The following is a 17,421-nucleotide window of genomic DNA, read 5'->3' on the forward strand; positions in this document are numbered from 1 at the left end:
CGCGGACCGCGACCGTCAGAGCACGAAGCCTTCGGGGAAGGGGTCGGCGGGGTCGAGCAGGTAGGTGGCGGTGCCGGTGATCCAGGCGCGTCCGGTGAACTCGGGCACGACGGCGGGGACCCCGGCGACGTCGGCGGTGCCGACCAGCCGCCCGGTGAACCGGGTGCCGATGAACGACTCGTTGACGAAGTCGGTGTGCAGCGGCAGCTCGCCGCGCGCGTGGAGCTGCGCCATCCGGGCGGACGTCCCGGTGCCGCACGGCGACCGGTCGAACCAGCCGGGATGGATCGCCATGGCGTTGCGGGAGTGCCGCGCCGTGGACCCGGGCGCGAGGAACTGGACGTGCTTGCACCCGGCGATCAGCGGGTCGGCCGGATGGACGGGCGGATCGGCGTCGTTGATCGCCGCCATCACCGCCAGCCCGGCCTTGAGGATGTCGTCCTTGCGGGCCCGGTCGAACGGCAGCCCGAGCGGCGCAAGGTCGGTGATGGCGTAGAAGTTGCCGCCGTAGGCGAGGTCGTAGCGGACGTCGCCGAGACCGGGCACCGCCACCACGGCGTCCCGCCGGAGCGCGAACGAGGCGACGTTGCGGAGCGTGACGTGCTCCGCGACGCCGTCGCGGACGGCGACGCGCGCCTCCACCAGCCCCGCCGGGGTGTCCAGCCGGACGACCGTCTCCGGCTCGGTGACCGGGACCATCCCGGTCTCGACCAGGACGGTCGCGACGCCGATGGTGCCGTGCCCGCACATCGGCAGGAACCCGCTGACCTCGATGTAGACGACGCCCCAGTCCGCGTCCGGCCGGGCCGGGGGCTGCAGGATCGCGCCGCTCATCGCGGAGTGGCCGCGCGGCTCGTCCACCAGGAAGCGGCGCAGCCCGTCCAGGTGCCGGACGGCGTGGTCGCGGCGCTCGGCCATGGTCGCGCCGGGGAGGGGCGGGACGCCGCCGGTGACGACGCGGGTCGGCATCCCCTCGGTGTGCGAGTCGACGGCGGTGATCGACCGGACGGAGCGCATCAGGCGGCCCCGTCCCGGAGCGCGGCGATGGCGCGGTCCATGTCGGCGGTGACGGCGGCGCGCTGCGCGGCGGTGAGCGGGCCGCGCGGCGGGCGGCACGGCCCGCCGTACCGGCCGACCTGGTCCATGCCGAGCTTGATGGCCTGGACGAACTCGGTCCGCGAGTCCCAGCGGAACGCGGCCACCAGCGGCTCGTACAGGGCGCGCGCCTCCGCGAGCTCTCCGGCCGTGGCCAGCTCGTACAGCCGGGCGGACGCGGCGGGGAACACGTTGGGGAAGCCGGCGAACCAGCCGGTCGCGCCCATCAGCAGCGACTCCAGCACCACGTCGTCGGCGCCCGCGACGACCTCCAGCCCCGGCGCGGTCTCCTTGATCTCCAGGACGCGGCGGACGTCGCCGGAGAACTCCTTCACCGCCACGACCCCGTCGATCTGCGCGATCTCGCCGAGCAGGGCGGGGGACAGGTCGACCTTGGTGTCGATCGGGTTGTTGTAGACCATGACCGGCAGCCCGACGGACGCGACGGCCTCGTAGTGCGCGACGACCTCGGCGGGGTTCGCCCGGTAGAGGGTCGGCGGCAGGCACAGCACGCCGTCCGCGCCGTCCTCGGCGGCGATCTCCGCCCAGTGCTTCGCCTGGTGGGAGCCGGGGCCGTGCACGCCGGCGACCACGACGCCGTCCCCGCCGACGGCCTCGACGGCGGTCCGCGCGACGCGGCGGCGCTCCTCGTCCGTGAGCGCCGAGTACTCGCCCAGGGACCCGTTCGGGCCGACGCCCCGGCAGCCGCTCGCGACGAGCCAGCGGCAGTGCTCGGCATAGGCGTCGTAGTCGACGGCGAGCCCGGCGGGGGCGGCGGCGTCCGCGCGGTAGGGCAGCGCCGTGGCGACGATCACGCCGCCGAGGCTCCGGAGCTCCGTGTCGCTCATCGAGCGCTCTCCTCCTGGTCGGTGGTGCCGGTGGGGGGATTGGCGAGTTCGCCCAGGCGGATCGGCTGGGCGATGGGCCGGTGGTGCGGGTTCGCCGCGTCCACCGCGCCGGACAGCAGTTCGGCGACCGTGGGGCCGCAGACGCGCGCCTGGCAGGGGCCGAGGCCGGCGCGCGTGCCGAGCTTGACGGCGCGGGCGGACGCCTCCGCCGGGTCGCGGGCCGCGTCGAGCAGGTCGCCGTACCGGGCGTCCTCGCAGCGGCAGACGATCGTGCCGGGCCGCAGCCAGCCGCGCCAGGCCGCGCCGATCGGGTGCGCGGCGGCGAGGCGCGCGGCGAACGCGCGGCCCCGGTCGCGGCGGCGGCGCGCTGACACCGCGACGGGGGAGTCCGTGGCGCCGCCGCCTGCGGCCCAGCCCGCGATCAGCCCCTCGGTGCGGGCGGCCTGGGCACCGGCGACGCCGGTGATCTCCCCGGCGGCGTACACGCCGGGCACAGTGGTGCGCTGGTCGATGTCCACCTCGACGGACGCGCCGCCGTTCCGCAGCCGGCAGCCCGCCGCGACGGGGAGTTCGAGCTGCGGGCTGAACCCGTGGGTGACGCACAGCGCGTCCACCGCGACGGCCTTCTCGGTGCCGGCGACCACCGACCAGTCGGGACGCAGCCGCGCGGTGACCGCCTCCTCCACCCGCCCGTCGCCCCTCGCCTCGATCACGGCGCGGCCCGTCCGGTAGGGGACGCGGTGCCGGGCGAGCAGCGCGGCGTACCCGGCGAGCTCCGCCGCCTTGCCGGCCTCGGACGCCAGCTCCCGGGGGCGGCGCGTCCAGCCGCGCGCGACCGTCGCCGCCGGGTTCGCCTCCAGCACCGCCCGGACGGCCGACCCCGCCTCCAGCAGCGACGCGGCGACCGGCAGCAAGAACGGCCCGGTGCCGGCGATCAGCACGCGGTCGCCGACCACGACCCGCTCGCCCTTCGCCAGCGCCTGCGCGGCCCCGGCGGAGTGGACGCCGGGCAGCTCCCACCCGGGGAACGGCAGGACGCGGTCATGGGCGCCCGGCGCGAGGACGAGCGCGTCCGGCCGCAGCACGCGGCGCTCCCGCCCCATCGCGTCGGCCTCGCCGCGCAGCACATGGACGTGCGGCGCGCCCTCCCCCTCGCGTTCCAGCGCCCAGACCGTGCTCTCCGGCCACCAGTCGCAGCGCGCGTGCCCGAGCACGTGGTCGCGGAGCCGCACGAAGCCGCGCCAGCCGTGGTGCAGGCGTCCGGGGTCGGCGGCGGCGTAGGCGTCCGGGAGCATCCGGTGGTACTGGCCGCCCGGGTTGTCGGCGGCGTCGAGCAGCGTCACCCGCGCCCCGGCGCGCAGCGCGCCCGCCGCCGCCGCGAGCCCGGCCGGGCCGGCGCCGACGACCGCGACGTGCCGCGTCACCGGGCCTCCCGCCCGGCGCGGGACTGGGTCGTGACGGCGTCGCCGTCGCGGGCCCGGCGGCGGCAGGCCCGCACGTCGGGGACGCCGTTGACGGTGACCAGGCAGTCGAAGCACGCGCCGATGCCGCAGAAGACGCCGCGCGGCGTGCCCGACGGGCTCTCCCGCCAGGCCGTGCGGCCGGCCGCCATCAGCACCCCGGCGATCGTCTGGCCGGTGACGCCGGTGAGCGGCGCGCCGTCCACGGTGATGCGCAGCGGGACGTCGCGGCGCCCGGTCGCGTCGCGGTCCGCGCGCACGAGTCGCGGGGTCATCCGGGCGCTCCCTCCGGTCTGACGGCGGGCCGGTCGACGCGGAACGGCTCCGCGTCGGCCTGGGGCGCGCGGCCGTGCAGCAGGTCGCGCAGGACGGCGGCCGTCCCGGCGGCGAGCCCGATGCCGGCGCCCTCGTGCCCGGTGGCGTGCCACAGCCCGGCCAGGGCCGGGTCGGGGCCGATCACCGGGAGGTGGTCGGCCACGTAGGGGCGGAACCCGCCGTAGGCGCGCATCACCGGCACGCCGGCCAGCGACGGGAACAGCCGCAGCGCCTTGCGGGCGATCACCGAGAGCACGCCGGGGCGCGTCCGGTCGTCGAACCCGACCCGGCGGCGCGACGAGCCGAGCAGGATCGTCCCCGCGCGGGTGGACTCCACCACCGCCGAGGACTGCAGCTCCCCGTCGCCGCTGCCGACCGCGTCCACGTAGTCGGCGTCGTAGACCTTGTGGAAGACGGTCGGCGGCCGCGGCGCGGTGACCAGGATCTCCCCGCGGCGGGGCCGGACGTCGAGCCGGACGCCGAGCCGCGCGGCGACCTCGCCCGACCAGGGCCCGGCCGCGTTGACGAACGCGTCGGCCTCGACGGTCCCGGCGGGGGTGCGCACGCCGGTCAGCCGGCCGCCGCGCGTGACGGCGCCGAGGACCTCGCAGCCGGTGCGCAGCTCGGCGCCGAGCCGCACCGCGTGGGCGAGCAGCGCGGTGGCCGCCCCGGCGGGCTGCACCTGGGCGTCCTCGGGGTAGTGGACGGCGGCGGTCACGTCGGTGGTGAGGTGCGGTTCGGCGGCGGCGAGGGCGGCGGCGTCCAGCTCCCGCGCGTCGACGTCCGCGGCGCGCTGGGCGGCGGCGAACTCGCGCAGTGCCTCGGCGCCCGGTTCGGTGGTGGCGACGACGATGCCGCCCTTGGGGTCCCATTCCGCGCCCCCGGCGCCGGGGAGCCCGTCGAGCACCCCCGGCCACAGCCGCCGGGACAGCCGCGCCAGCTCCAGCTCGGGGCCGGGCGGCTTGTCGGACACCAGGACGTTGCCCTCGCCGTGCGCGGTGGTCGCGGCGGCGGGACGGCCGCGCTCCAGGACGGTGACGCTGCAGTCGGCCAGGGCCAGCTCGCGGGCGCAGGCGGCGCCGATCATCCCGGCGCCCATCACCACGACCCGCGTCATCACGGCTCCTTTTGTTCGATAAACCGAACGATTGCGAGCGTACGTCGGCCCCGCGCGGGATGTCAACGGCCCGGCCCGGCCGGATCGTCAGGGCGCGTCGGAGCGGTGCGGCGGTTCCGCGGGCGCCGAGTGGACCCGCTGGTCGGCGTCGTACTGCAGGAGCAGGACCGAGCGGACGGGGCCGTCCAGCGCGGCGTAGGAGTGCGGGAGCCGGGCGTCGAAGCCGACGTAGTCGCCGGGGCCGAGCTCGACGTCCCGGTCGTCCACCCGAACGGCGAGCCGCCCGTCCTGGACGATCGTGTGCTCGGTGCCCACATGGCCCAGCGAGTCCTGCCGGCGGCCGGCCCGGAAGCGCTGGTCGTACACCTCGAACAGGGCGCCGCCGGAGGCGATCCCGCGCAGCGGCCGCAGGTCGACGCCCTCGCCGCGCAGCACCTCCACGTCCGCCGCGCGGACCACGGTGAGCCCGGCGGGCTGCTGCCCGTCCAGCAGCTCGGAGACGGGGACCTCCAGCACGCGCGCCAGGCTGAACACCGTCTCGATGGTGGGGTTGCCGGCGCCCGCCTCCAGCTGCGAGAGCGTCGCCTTGCCGATCTTCGAGCGGCGGGACAGCTCGGACAGCGACAGGCCGAGCTCCAGGCGCGCGCGCCGCAGGTTGCCCGCCAGCACGTCCCGCACCGATTCCCCTGACGCGCTCACGCTCCGGCCCGCCCCTCGCTAGCGTTCGCTTTAACGAACAGCCAGTGTAGCGCCGCGACGACGGTCAGGTGCGAGTGCAATACTACATGTCACTATCCGGAGCGTCCGTCCGGAGGGGAGAGCCCACCGCGATGCTGAACCTGCCGTCCCTCGGCCCGCGCAAGAGCGTCCGGGTGCAGATCGCCCACGCGCTGCGGGCCGCGATCGTCAGCGGCGAGATGCGGCCGGGCACGGTCTACTCCGCTCCCGCGATCGCCGACCGGTTCGGGGTGTCCCCGACCCCGGTCCGGGAGGCGATGATCGACCTCGCCCGCGAGGGGCTGGTCGGCGTCGTCCGCAACAAGGGGTTCCGGGTCACCGAGCTGTCGGACCGGGAACTCGACGAGATCACCGAGGTGCGGGCGCTGATCGAGGTTCCGGCCGTCGTCCGGGTCGCGGAGTCCGGCCGGGCCGCCGAGGTCCGCGCGCTGCGGCCGCTGGCCGAGGCGATCGTGCGGGCCGCGGGGGAGCGGGACGTCCTCGCCTACATCGAGGCCGACCACCGCTTCCATCTCGCGCTGCTCGGGCTCGGCGGCAACGCGCACCTCGTCCGGCTGGTGAGCGAGCTGCGGTACAGGTCGCGGCTCTACGGCGTCCCCCGGCTGGCGGAGCGCGGCGAGCTGGAGCCGTCCGCCCGCGAGCACGAGGAACTCCTCGACGCGGTGGCGGACGGCGACGCGGCGCGCACCGAGGCCCTGACGCGCCACCACCTGCGCCACATCCGCGGCATCTGGGCCGACCGCCCCGAACGCCGCTGACTCAGCGGAGTCCGCGCGACGGCGCGCCGAACTCCGGGACGATCAAGAACCTCAGCGGCAGGGGAACGGCGACGTAGACCGCCTTGCCGAAGACCGGGTCCCGGCCGGGTCCGCCGGGCGCGCCGAGCCGGGCGCGGCCGGGATGCACGCCCCAGCGCCCGCCGATCTCCGCCGTCAGCGCGCTCACCAGCGCGAGCCCGCGGCCCCGGCAGGCCTCGGACGGCTCGATGGGACCCGCCGGGAGCACGGCCGGTCCGCGCCAGGGGCCGGCGTCGAACACCGTGAACGTGACATGGGGCCGGTTCCGCCGACCGATCCGGGCCCATAATTCGGCGCTCCACCGGTCGCCGTGCAGGACTGCGTTCGCCGCGAGCTCGGAAACGATCGTGCGAACGTCGTCCGTCACGGACGGGGAGAGTTCCAGTTCGGCGGAGAGGCGCCCGGCAATGGACCGCGCGGTGGGCGCGGCCGTCGGATCGGGCGGCAGCGGCCACGCCGGAAAGGCGCTCGCTGACCGGGCGGCCTCCGTCCCGGAGATCCGCGAGTTGTCCGTCATCATGATCGCCTTCCCTGGGCGTACCGGCCCGGCGCGGGCCGGACCGCCGGAAGGGGGAGGCGGTGAGGAGCCCCCTTCCGGCGGCGGGGAAACGGTGGTGCTCCCTTCTGCCGGAGAGGTACGGGAAGTATTGCCGCGAGCCCGGAACGGCGGGCATCAGCTGGTGCATAATTTCCGGCTATGGATCTCGATATCGGTCATCTGCGCATGGTCTGCGCGATGGCGGAGACGGGAAGCGTCACCCGGGCCGCGGCGCGGATGGGGGTGTCGCAGCCCGCCATGTCGAGCCAGCTCCGCAGGGTCGAGGAGATCGTCGGCGGCCGGCTGTTCGAGCGCAGCCGCGCGGGCCTGGAGCCGACGGCGCTGGGGCGGCAGGTCGTCGCCCGGGCGCGGACCGTGCTGGCGGAGCTGGACACCCTCTTCGGCGAGCTGCCCGCGCCGGCGGAGCCGGGCACGGCCCTCGCCCTCGGCTGCGTGCACCTCGCCTGCGTCGGCAGCATCGTCGAGCGGGTCGGCGGGGAGCTGCCCGGCCGGGAGGTCTCGCTGCGCATCGAGCCGTCCTCGGCGCTGCTCGGCGACGCCCTCAACCGGGGCCGGCTCGACGCCGCGCTGCTCGGGATCATGGAGGGCTTCGACGTCGCGCTGACCGCCCCGGTGGTCAGCCGCACGCTGGTGCCCCGCTACCCGATCTTCGTGGCGCTCGCCGCGGACCATCCGCTGGCCGGGCGGGACGAGATCGACCTGGTCGACCTGAAGGACGAGTCCTGGATCGGCCCGCCCGGCGCCGACGACGGCTCGCTGGCGTCGCTGCGCGCCTCCTGCCGCGCCGCCGGCTTCGAGCCCGTCGTGCGCTACGAGGCGCCGAGCGGCGCCGCCTGCCCGCTGGTCGCGGCCGGGCACGGGGTGCGGCTGGTGGATCCGTCGTGGCCGCCGCAGCCCGGCACGGTGGTCCGGCCGCTGGCGGGGGAGCCGCAGGTCGCCAAGCTGATCGTCGCCTGGCGCCGGGACCGGCTGAACGACGCGGACGCCGCGGCCCTCTACCGGGGCCTCGCCGCCGCCTTCGTCGAGCACGCGGACCGCCATCCGGCGTTCGGCGCCTGGTGGCACGCCCATCCGCACGTCCACCCGCTGCTGTGAGCGCGGCGCCTGCGCTGCGGCTTCGCCCGCGTGGAACGGTATTCTGATCGCGGGTGAGGAGGAGGCATATGGATACGGTGGCCGACGCCGTGGGCGGACTTCCGGACCTCGGCGGCCACACCAGCCTCCGCGGACAGGTGGCCGAGGCGCTGCGCCACGCGCTCGCCAGCGGCACGCTGCGGTCGGGCGTCGTCTACTCCGCCCCCACGCTGGCCGAGGAGTTCGGCATCTCCGCCACGCCCGTCCGCGAAGCCATGATCGACCTCGTCCGGGACGGGCTGTTCGAGGCGGTGCGCAACCGCGGCTTCCGGGTGGTCCCGCTGTCCGACCGCGACCTCGCCGAGCTGACCGAGCTCCGGGAGATGGTCGAGGTCCCCGCGGTCGTGCGGCTGGCCGGGGCCGTGCCCGCGGAGGCCCGCGCGCGGCTGCGCGCCCTCGCCGAGGAGGGCGCGGAGGCGGCGGCGCACGGCGACGCCCTCCGGTTCCTGGACGCCGACCGCCGGTTCCACACCGAACTGCTCGAACTCACCGGCAACCGGACCCTCGTCCGGACGGTCCTCGACCTGCGCGACCGGTCCCGCATGCACGGGCTCGTCAAGCCCGCGGCGGCGGCCGAGCTGGCGGCGTCGGCCGACGAGCACCTCCGGCTGCTGGACGCCCTGGTCGCCGGCGACGCCGAGCGCGCCGGCGGCATCATGACCCGCCACCTCGACCACGTCCGGAACGCGGACGCCTGACCCCACCCGCCTGAGCACGTCCTCCGGGGAACCGGACGCACCGGCCCTTGGCAAGAACCATTTTACATTTTACAGTGCAATTTCACATTGCACAGCGGACGCCACGGCACCGGGCCGTGGCACTCCCCCGGTCCGCGAAGGAGGAACCCCGGATGGTCCGCCACAAGCGCAGCCGCGCCGCCCTGGCCCTGGCCCTGGCCGCCGCGCTGTCCGCGACCGCGCTCACCGCACCGGCCCGCGCCGGTGCGGCGGGCGACCGCGGCGCGCCCCCCGCCCCGTCCCCCCGTACCGGCACCCAGGTACAGACCCAGAAGGAGGCCGAGCAGGCACTCGTCACACAGATCACGAAGGACCACGGCGTCTCCGCCGCGGAGGCGCGGCGCCGCGCCGACCGGCAACCCGCCCAGCTCAGGCTCGCGGCCGAGATCCGCGCGGACCTCGGCGCCGCCTACGGCGGAGCCTGGATCGACCAGGCGCACGGCGGCCGGCTCACCGTCGGCGTGACCGCCGGATCGGCGGCGCCCAAGGCGCGCGCCGCCGCCAGGGCGTCCGGCATGGGCGACACCGCCACGACCACCGTCCGGTACGGCTTCGACCACCTCCAGAAGGTGTCGGACGCGCTGGCCGAGCGGATCGCCAAGGCCAACGAGGGCGCCCGGAACGGCCTGCAGAGCGGCATCGTCACGTCCCGCAACGCGGTGAAGCTCGGCGGCGTGCGCGGCGCCGCGCTCACCCGCGCCCAGAAGGACGTGCTGAGCTGGGCGAAGCGCGAGTTCGGCGCGGCCGTGGAGGTCTCCGCGTACGCGCACCGGTCGGTGCCGCGCTACTGCTACGACGACTACGCGTGCGACCCGCCGCTGCGCTCCGGGCTGGCGATCTTCACCGGCGGGGCGCGGTGCACCAGCGCGTTCACGGCGTACTCGGGCGGCAGGTACTACATGCTCACCGCCGGCCACTGCGCCGAGCTCGGTTACTGGTGGGACGTGTCCACCTACAGCTACGGCTACCAGAACGTCGGGGGCGTCGCCGACTACACGTTCGGCTGGTACGGCGACTCCGCGATCGTGTCGGTCGGCGACCCCGGCTGGTGGCAGCCGCGCGGCTGGGTGCTGTACGAGACGCCCGTCCGCGGCAGCGAGGCCGACTACGTCGGCGGATACGTCTGCAAGCAGGGCTCGACGACCGGCTACACCTGCGGGACGGTCACCGAGATCGACGCCACCGTCTCCTACCCGAACCGGACGCTCTCCGGCATGACCTGGAGCACGGCGTGCGACGGTCCGGGCGACAGCGGCAGCGGCGTGTTCTACGGCAACTACGCCCACGGCATCCTGAGCGGCGGGCCGAACTCCGGGTGCGGCATGATCCACGAACCGATCGGCCGGGCCCTGTCCACCTGGGGCGTGTCGCTGCTCAGCGGCTGACATCGCCCGGGACACGGGGCCGTGCCGCACCCGGTGGCGGGTGCGGCACGGCCCCTCCGGCGTGCTCTCAACCCGCGAGGGACTGCATCCAGAGCTCGATCTCCTCGGGATGGCGCGGCAGCTCGGCGGACATCAGCCGCGCGCCGGTCTCGGTGACGACGACGTCGTCCTCGATGCGGACGCCGATGCCGCGCAGCTCCGGGGGCAGGGTCAGGTCGTCCGGCTGCAGGTAGAGGCCCGGTTCGACGGTGAGGACGTGGCCGGGGCGCAACTCCGCGTCGAGGTACTGGGACGCGCGCGCCGCCGCGCAGTCGTGCACGTCCATGCCGAGCATGTGCCCGCTGCTGCACAGCGTGTAGCGGCGGTAGACGCCCGACTCGGGGTCGAGCGCCTCCTCGGCGCTGCGCAGCACGCCCCACTCCTGGAGGCCCTCGGCGATGACGCGCATCGCGGCCAGGTGGAAGTCGCGGAAGCGGGCGCCCGGGCGCACCGCCGCGAGGCCCGCCTCCTGCGCGAGGTAGACGAGGTCGTAGACCTGCCGCTGGCGCGGGGTGAACCAGCCGCTGACCGGGATCGTGCGGGTGACGTCGGCGGTGTAGAGGGTGTCGGTCTCCACGCCGGCGTCGAGCAGGAGCATCTCCCCGAGCCGCAGCGTGCCGTCGTTGCGGGTCCAGTGCAGGACGCACGCGTGCGCCCCGGACGCGGCGATCGTCTCGTAGCCGACGCCGTTGCCCTCCATCCGCGCGACGCGTTCGAACGTCCCCTCGACCCAGCGCTCGCCGCGCGGCATCCCGGTCGCGCGGGGGAGCGCGGCGGCGACGGCGGTGAAGGCCGTCACGGTGTGGTCGACGGCGGCCTGGAGCTGCGCGATCTCCCATTCGTCCTTGATGAGGCGGAGTTCGGCGGCGGCCGCGGCGAACTCGCGGTCGCGTTCGGCGTCCCGGACCGGGACCGCCGCGTCGACCGCCGGGTCCACGCCCCGGATCACGCGGGCGGGGCGCGGCCCGCGGAGCGCGCCGGCGAGGTCGTCCAGCGGCGCGCAGGCGAGGCCGAGCCGCTCCTCGGTCTCGGCGAGGGCGGCGCGGCGGCCGACCCAGAACTCCCCGTGCCGGCGGTCCCGGTAGAAGCCGCCGTCGCCGCGCGGCGACCGGGGCCGGTGGTAGAGGACGGCGTCGTGCCCGGCGGCGGTCGGCTCCAGCACCAGGACGGCGCCGGTCCCGGTGTCCGCCGCGGTGTCGCCGGACAGGTGCGCGTAGGCGGTGTGGGGGCGGTAGCGGTGGTCGCAGTCGTTGCTGCGGACCTTCGGCGGCCCGGCGGGCAGGACGAGGCGCTCGCCCGGGAAGCGGGCCGAGAGGGCGGCGCGCCGCTTCTCCGCGTAGGCCGCGACCGGCAGCCGCTCGGCGGGCGGCGTGTCGGGCGCGGCCCAGCCGGTGGTCATGAAGGAGGCGAGCGCCGCGGAGACGGGCAGGTCATGGCTGCCCGTGGCGAACCGGTCGGCGGATGGGGCCGCGGATCGACCCGGCGGGTCGGCGGCGGGTCGGTCGGTGGGGCGGTCGTCCATGGCGGCCATGTCCTCCGTGTGCTGTCCCGGATGTGGAGATTCGATAACGGGCCTTGTAGTGCAATTGCACTGTACTATTTTATATGGCACTCCGCCCGACGATGCACGGAGATGCCATGAGACGTCCGGTAAGGACCTGTTTCGCCCTCGCCCTCTCGCTGGCCGTCGCCGGCGGCGCGTCCGCCGCCTGCGGCTCGGGCGGCGACGGGGCCGCGCCCAAGGCCGGCGGCACCCTCACCGTCCTGTTCAACGAGGACTTCGCCCATCTCGACCCGCAGCGCAACTACGTGATGTTCGCGATGGACTTCGGCACCCGGCTGCTCTACCGGACGCTGACGACCTACGCCGCGAAGCCCGGTCAGGCGGGCACCGAGGTCGTCCCCGACCTCGCGACCGGCACCGGCACCACGTCCGACCACGGCAGGACCTGGACGTTCCACCTCAAGCCCGGCCTGAAGTTCGAGGACGGCTCGCCCATCACGAGCGCCGACGTCAAGTACGGCGTGGAGCGTTCCTTCGCCCCCGACCTCCCGGAGGGGCCCGGCTACGCCAGGACGATGCTCGCGGGCGGCGACCGCTACAAGGGCCCCTACCAGGACGAGAACGGCCTCGCCTCCATCAAGACCCCGGACGCGCAGACCATCGTGTTCCAGCTCAAGGAACCGTCCATGGACTGGCCGAAGATCACGACGCTGCCGACGTTCGCGCCCGTCCCGAAGGCCGAGGACACCGGCGTCAACTTCGACAGGCGGCCGTTCTCGTCCGGCCCCTACAAGGTGGAGTCCTACGACCGGGGCAAGAGGCTGGCGCTGGTCAGGAACCCGCACTGGAGCAAGGCGACCGACGGCGTCCGGCAGGCCAACCCCGACCGGATCGTCGTCGAGGAGGGCATCGCGCAGCCCACCATCGACCAGCGGCTGATCGCCGACCAGGGCGGGGACCAGCGGGCCGTCACCCTCTACAGCGTCGCCCCGGCCAGCATGCCCCGCGTCCTGACCCGCCCGGACGTCAAGAAGCGGTTCGTCAGCGCGACCAGCCTGTGCACGCGGTTCCTGGTGATGAACACCTCCAAGCCCCCGTTCGACGACCCGAAGGTGCGGCAGGCGATGCAGTTCGCCGTCGACAAGGAGGCGTACCGCACCGCGCACGGCGGCAGCGGCGTCGGCGAACTCGCCGGCTCCTACCTCCCGCCCGCCATGACCGGCGGGCGGGCCCAGGACGTCTACAAGGCCCCGCCCACCGGCGACCCCGCCAAGGCACGGGAGCTGCTCGCCGCCGCCGGCAAGAGCGCGGGCCTGTCGATCCGCCTGACCACGACCAGCACCGAGCAGGGCAAGGCCGAGGCGGAGGCCGTCCAGCAGGCGCTCGCGCGGGCGGGCGTGAAGGTCCAGATCAACTCCGTCGCGAAGAGCGTCTACTACGACGCCATCGGCGACATCAAGAAGGAGGACGAGCTGGTCTTCTACGGCTGGTGCGCCGACTACCCGTCCGCCGGCTCGTTCATCCCGCCGATCTTCGACGGCCGCAACATCGCGCCAAAGGGCAACACCGTCGTCTCCCAGCTCGACGACGAGGGGGTCAACGCGAAGATCGACGCGGCCGTGGCGGCGAACGACCCCGCCCGGTGGCAGGCGCTCGACCGCGACCTGATGGGCCTGTCGCCGATGGTCCCGCTGATCCACGACAAGCTGCCGCTGCTGCACGGCTCCAAGGTCACCGGCGCGTTCGGCCACCCCATCTGGGAGGGCGAGCTCGACTTCGCCGTCCTCGGGGTGAAGTAGTGGCCGTCCCGTCGCTCACCGAGGCGGCGGGCGGCGCGCCGACGCCCGCCGGCCGGTCGCCCTGGCGGCTGGCCGGCGGGCGGCTGCGCCGCGACCCCGCCGCCCTCGCCGGCCTCGCGATCATCGCGCTGTTCGTGCTGATGGCCGTCGCCGCCCCGCTGCTCACCGCGCTGAACGGGCACGGCCCGAACGAGTTCCACCCGGAGAAGATCGACAAGGCGCTCGCCGGGGCGCCCAAGGGCGCGTTCGGCGGCATCGACGGCGACTTCTGGCTGGGCGTCGAGCCCGGCACCGGACGCGACGTGTTCAGCCGGACGGTCTACGGCGCCCGCGTCTCGCTGCTGATCTCCGTCGCGGCGACCTGCGTCTCCACCGTCGCCGGCACCGTCCTCGGGCTCGCCGCGGGCTTCGCCGGCGGCCGGGTCGACGCGCTGATCAGCCGCGCCATGGACCTCGTGCTGTCCTTCCCCCACCTCATCTTCATGATCGCCCTGGTGTCGGTGCTGCCGGAGGCGAACCGGATGCTGGAGCTGGTGGTCGTCATGGGCTTCTTCGGCTGGCCCTACATCGGGCGGATCGTGCGCGGGCAGGCGCTCTCGCTGCGCCACCGGGAGTTCGTGGACGCCGCGCGCGCCACCGGCATGCCGCGCACCCGGATCGTGTTCCGCGAGGTGCTGCCGAACCTGCTGGCGCCGGTGCTCGTCTACGCCACGCTCACCATCCCGATCAACATCGGCACCGAGGCGGCGCTGTCGTTCCTCGGCATCGGCGTCCGGCCGCCGGACGCGTCCTGGGGGCAGATGATGGCCAAGGCGATCGACTGGTACCAGGTCGACCCGACGTTCTTCGTGGTGCCCGGCGTGTGCCTGCTGCTGACCGTGCTGGCGTTCACGCTGCTCGGCGACGCGTTCCGGGACGCCCTCGACCCGCGCGGGGCCGACCGGTGATCCGCTACCTCGCGCTGCGGCTGGCCGGCGTCGCGGGCGTGCTGCTCGTCATCTGCGCGGTCACCTTCACGATCTTCTACGTGTTCCCCGCCGACCCGGCGCTGCAGGCGTGCGGGAAGTCGTGCACGCCGGAGCGGCTCGCGATGCTGCACCACCAGATGGGCCTGGACCGGCCGCTGTGGCGCCAGTTCACCGACTACCTCGCCGGGATCTTCGCCGGCCGCACCTACGGGTCGGGGCCCCTGGCCGTCCAGTGCCACTTCCCGTGCCTCGGGTTCTCCTACCAGAACAACATGCCGGTCTGGGACCTGATGATGCAGCGGCTCCCCACGACCCTGTCGATCGGGGTCGGCGCCGCCGTCCTGTGGCTCGCGGGCGGCGTCGGCGTCGGCGTCGTGTCCGCGCTGCGCAAGGACACCCTGCTCGACCGGACGCTGATGGTCGGCACGCTCACCGCCGCGTCCCTGCCCATCTACTTCACGGCGATGGCGCTGACCGTCCTGGTCGTCCAGCTCGGCGGCCTGCTGCCCTACTCCAGCTACGTGCCGATCGCGGACGACCCCGTCGGCTGGGCGCGGAACCTCGTCCTGCCCTGGGCGGCGCTGGCGCTGCTGTACGCGGCCATGTACGCGCGGATGTCGCGGGCGTCGATGGTGGAGACGATGGCCGAGCCCTACATCCGGACGGCGCGCGCCAAGGGCCTGCCCGAGCGGACCGTCGTCGCCAAGCACGGCCTGCGGGCCGGGCTCACCCCCGTCCTCACCGTGTTCGGCATGGACCTCGGCGCGCTGCTCGGCGGCGCCGTGATCACCGAGAGCGTGTTCGGGCTGCCCGGCGTCGGCCGGCTCACCATCGACGCGATCGACAAGTCCGACCAGCCGGTCGTGATGGGGGTCGCGCTGCTGGCCGCGTTCTTCATCACCTTCGCCAACCTCGCGGTCGACCTGCTCTACGCCGCGATCGACCCCCAGGTGAGGTACGCATGACGCCGCTGACCGTCCGGGACCTCGTCGTCGAGTTCCCGACCCCGCGGGGGCCGGTGCGCGCGGTGGACGGGCTGTCGTTCACCGTCGGCGCGGGCCGCACCCTCGGCATCGTCGGCGAGTCCGGCTCCGGCAAGTCCGTGACCAGCCTCGCCGTCATGGGGCTGCACGACCGGGCCCGGGTGACCGGGTCGATCGACGTCGCCGGCACCGAGGTCGTCGGCGCCGGCCGGGAGCGGATCCGCGCGCTGCGCGGCCGCCGGATCGCGATGATCTTCCAGGACCCGCTGACCTCGCTGCACCCGCACTACCGGGTCGGCGAGCAGATCGCCGAGGCGCGCCGGCTGCACTTCGGCGAGTCCCGCCGCGCGGCGCACGCGCACGCCGTCCGGCTGCTCGGCGACGTCGGCATCCCCGACCCGGGCGAGCGCGCCCGCGACCACCCGCACCAGTTCTCCGGCGGCATGCGCCAGCGTGTCATGATCGCGATGGCGCTGGCCTGCGAGCCGGAGCTGCTGATCGCCGACGAGCCGACGACCGCGCTGGACGTGACCGTCCAGGCGCAGATCCTGGAGCTGATCGCGCGGATCCAGCGCGACCGCGGCCTCGCCGTCCTGATGATCACCCACGATCTCGGGGTGGTCGCGCGGGTCGCCGACGACGTCCTGGTCATGTACGCGGGACGGGCCGTGGAGCGCGCGGCGGCCGGCGCGCTGTTCGCCGCGCCCCGGCACCCCTACACCCGCGGCCTGCTCGGTTCGCTGCCCCGGCTGACCGGGCCGCCCGGCGAGCTGGTCCCGATCCCGGGCGCCCCGCCGTCGCCGTCGCGTCCGCCGGCGGGGTGCCCGTTCGAGCCGCGGTGCCCGGAGCGGATCGCGGTGTGCGCGACCGACCGGCCGCCGCTGCGGGGCGCGCCGCACCCGGCGGCCTGCCATCTGCTGACGGCCGGTGAGGAGGTGGCGGGATGACGCCGCTGCTCAGCCTGGACGGGCTGACGAAGACGTTCCGCACCCGGCACGGCGCCGTCCGCGCGGTGGACGGCCTCGACCTGGAGGTGCGCGCCGGGGAGGCGCTCGGGCTGGTCGGCGAGTCCGGCTGCGGCAAGTCCACGACCGGGCGGATGCTCGTCCGGCTGCTGGACCCGACCGCCGGGCGGATCACCTTCGACGGGCGCGACATCACCGGGCTGTCGCAGCGGCGGATGCGCCCGCTGCGCCGCGACCTCCAGATCATCTTCCAGGACCCGTTCGCGTCGCTGAACCCCCGGCACACGGTCGGCTCCATCGTGGCGGCGCCGCTGCGCGCGCAGGGCGAGGCCGACCCCGTCCCGCGGGTGCGGGAGATGCTGGAGTTCGTCGGCCTTGGCGCCGAGCACGCCGACCGGTACCCGCACGAGTTCTCCGGCGGGCAGGCGCAGCGGATCGGGATCGCGCGGGCGCTGGTCACCGGCCCCCGCCTCGTCGTCGCGGACGAGCCGGTGTCGGCGCTGGACGTGTCGATCCAGGCCCAGATCGTCAACCTGCTGGCCGGGCTGCGGCGGCGCCTCGGCCTGGCGTACGTGTTCATCGCGCACGACCTCGCCGTGGTGCGGCACGTGTGCGACCGGGTCGCCGTGATGTACCTCGGCCGGATCGTCGAGATCGGCGACCGCGACGCGCTCTACGGCGCCCCGGCGCACCCCTACACCCGGGCGCTGCTGTCGGCGATCCCGCTGCCCGACCCGGTGGCGGAGCGGACGCGGGAGCGCATCGTGCTGCGCGGCGACCCGCCGAGCCCGTCCGCCCCTCCGCCCGGCTGCGCCTTCCACCCCCGGTGCTTCAAGGCGCAGGACCGCTGCCGGGTCGAGCGCCCGCCGCTCGCCCCGCTGGACGGGACCGCCGGGCGCGCGGTGGCCTGCCACTTCCCCGAGCGGGGCCCCCTCGCCTGACCGGGGCGCGGCACGAAGCCGGGGCCGGACCTTCGCG

General features: G+C 75.1%; 17 protein-coding genes. 9 read left to right on the forward strand and 8 right to left on the reverse strand.

Annotated elements, in window-relative coordinates; all coding sequences use genetic code 11:
* Positions 1-15: 15 nt before the first annotated feature.
* From ACGFI1_RS29135 to ACGFI1_RS29160, 6 genes are all read right to left on the reverse strand, one after another.
* A complete protein-coding gene (locus ACGFI1_RS29135) occupies positions 16-1,017 on the reverse strand; it encodes a proline racemase family protein (RefSeq protein WP_392733817.1) in 1,002 nt (333 codons plus the stop codon).
* Positions 1,017-1,943, reverse strand: a complete 927-nt coding sequence (locus ACGFI1_RS29140; protein WP_392789750.1) for a dihydrodipicolinate synthase family protein — start codon at positions 1,941-1,943, stop codon at positions 1,017-1,019. The genes ACGFI1_RS29135 and ACGFI1_RS29140 overlap by 1 nt, the downstream gene beginning before the upstream one ends.
* A complete protein-coding gene (locus ACGFI1_RS29145; protein ID WP_392789752.1) occupies positions 1,940-3,367 on the reverse strand; it encodes an FAD/NAD(P)-dependent oxidoreductase in 1,428 nt (475 codons plus the stop codon). Before ACGFI1_RS29145 ends, ACGFI1_RS29140 begins: the two co-directional genes overlap by 4 nt.
* Positions 3,364-3,678, reverse strand: coding sequence for a (2Fe-2S)-binding protein (locus ACGFI1_RS29150; RefSeq protein WP_392789754.1), 315 nt, complete (start codon positions 3,676-3,678; stop codon positions 3,364-3,366). The genes ACGFI1_RS29145 and ACGFI1_RS29150 overlap by 4 nt, the downstream gene beginning before the upstream one ends.
* On the reverse strand, positions 3,675-4,835 hold the full coding sequence (locus ACGFI1_RS29155; protein WP_392789756.1) for an NAD(P)/FAD-dependent oxidoreductase: 1,161 nt from the start codon (positions 4,833-4,835) through the stop codon (positions 3,675-3,677). The genes ACGFI1_RS29150 and ACGFI1_RS29155 overlap by 4 nt, the downstream gene beginning before the upstream one ends.
* A gap of 87 nt (positions 4,836-4,922) precedes the next feature.
* Entirely contained in the window at positions 4,923-5,534 is a 612-nt protein-coding gene (locus ACGFI1_RS29160; protein WP_392789758.1) for a helix-turn-helix domain-containing protein, read from the reverse strand.
* A gap of 131 nt (positions 5,535-5,665) precedes the next feature.
* Between ACGFI1_RS29160 and ACGFI1_RS29165 the strand changes: the two genes are divergently transcribed.
* Entirely contained in the window at positions 5,666-6,331 is a 666-nt protein-coding gene (locus ACGFI1_RS29165; protein ID WP_138635958.1) for a GntR family transcriptional regulator, read from the forward strand.
* 1 nt (position 6,332) lies between these two features.
* Here the strand turns inward: ACGFI1_RS29165 and ACGFI1_RS29170 are convergent, their stop codons facing one another.
* A complete protein-coding gene (locus ACGFI1_RS29170; RefSeq protein ID WP_392789760.1) occupies positions 6,333-6,890 on the reverse strand; it encodes an ATP-binding protein in 558 nt (185 codons plus the stop codon).
* A 177-nt stretch (positions 6,891-7,067) separates the two neighbouring features.
* Here ACGFI1_RS29170 and ACGFI1_RS29175 point away from each other — a divergent pair, with 177 nt between their 5' ends.
* The 3 genes from ACGFI1_RS29175 (at position 7,068) to ACGFI1_RS29185 (ending at position 10,185) form a co-directional block, all read left to right on the forward strand.
* Positions 7,068-8,024 carry a LysR family transcriptional regulator gene (locus ACGFI1_RS29175; RefSeq protein ID WP_138635956.1) on the forward strand — a complete coding sequence of 319 codons (957 nt, stop codon included), beginning with the start codon at positions 7,068-7,070 and terminating at the stop codon, positions 8,022-8,024.
* A gap of 68 nt (positions 8,025-8,092) precedes the next feature.
* Positions 8,093-8,761 carry a GntR family transcriptional regulator gene (locus ACGFI1_RS29180; RefSeq protein ID WP_392789762.1) on the forward strand — a complete coding sequence of 223 codons (669 nt, stop codon included), beginning with the start codon at positions 8,093-8,095 and terminating at the stop codon, positions 8,759-8,761.
* Between the two features lie 152 nt (positions 8,762-8,913).
* Positions 8,914-10,185, forward strand: a complete 1,272-nt coding sequence (locus tag ACGFI1_RS29185; protein ID WP_392789764.1) for a S1 family peptidase — start codon at positions 8,914-8,916, stop codon at positions 10,183-10,185.
* A gap of 67 nt (positions 10,186-10,252) precedes the next feature.
* On the opposite strand, the gene ACGFI1_RS29190 is transcribed toward ACGFI1_RS29185, so the two are convergent.
* Positions 10,253-11,746 (reverse strand): aminopeptidase P family protein, encoded by a 1,494-nt coding sequence (locus ACGFI1_RS29190; RefSeq protein WP_138635975.1) that lies wholly within the window; start codon positions 11,744-11,746, stop codon positions 10,253-10,255.
* Between the two features lie 116 nt (positions 11,747-11,862).
* On the opposite strand from ACGFI1_RS29190, the gene ACGFI1_RS29195 reads away from it, so the two are divergent.
* From ACGFI1_RS29195 to ACGFI1_RS29215, 5 genes are read left to right on the forward strand one after another with little or no spacing between them, the layout of a single operon-like run.
* A complete protein-coding gene (locus tag ACGFI1_RS29195) occupies positions 11,863-13,527 on the forward strand; it encodes an ABC transporter substrate-binding protein (protein ID WP_392789766.1) in 1,665 nt (554 codons plus the stop codon).
* Complete coding sequence (locus ACGFI1_RS29200; RefSeq protein ID WP_392789768.1) at positions 13,527-14,474, forward strand: ABC transporter permease; 948 nt, start codon at positions 13,527-13,529, stop codon at positions 14,472-14,474. The genes ACGFI1_RS29195 and ACGFI1_RS29200 overlap by 1 nt, the downstream gene beginning before the upstream one ends.
* Positions 14,471-15,460: an ABC transporter permease gene (locus ACGFI1_RS29205; protein ID WP_301176047.1), complete on the forward strand. Its 990-nt coding sequence runs from the start codon at positions 14,471-14,473 to the stop codon at positions 15,458-15,460. The genes ACGFI1_RS29200 and ACGFI1_RS29205 overlap by 4 nt, the downstream gene beginning before the upstream one ends.
* Complete coding sequence (locus tag ACGFI1_RS29210; RefSeq protein ID WP_364550183.1) at positions 15,457-16,425, forward strand: ABC transporter ATP-binding protein; 969 nt, start codon at positions 15,457-15,459, stop codon at positions 16,423-16,425. Before ACGFI1_RS29205 ends, ACGFI1_RS29210 begins: the two co-directional genes overlap by 4 nt.
* Positions 16,422-17,384, forward strand: a complete 963-nt coding sequence (locus tag ACGFI1_RS29215; protein ID WP_301176048.1) for an ABC transporter ATP-binding protein — start codon at positions 16,422-16,424, stop codon at positions 17,382-17,384. Before ACGFI1_RS29210 ends, ACGFI1_RS29215 begins: the two co-directional genes overlap by 4 nt.
* Positions 17,385-17,421: the final 37 nt, after the last annotated feature.

Origin of the sequence: Actinomadura geliboluensis, assembly GCF_043197915.1 — a bacterium.
In the GTDB taxonomy this organism is placed as follows: domain Bacteria; phylum Actinomycetota; class Actinomycetes; order Streptosporangiales; family Streptosporangiaceae; genus Spirillospora; species Spirillospora geliboluensis.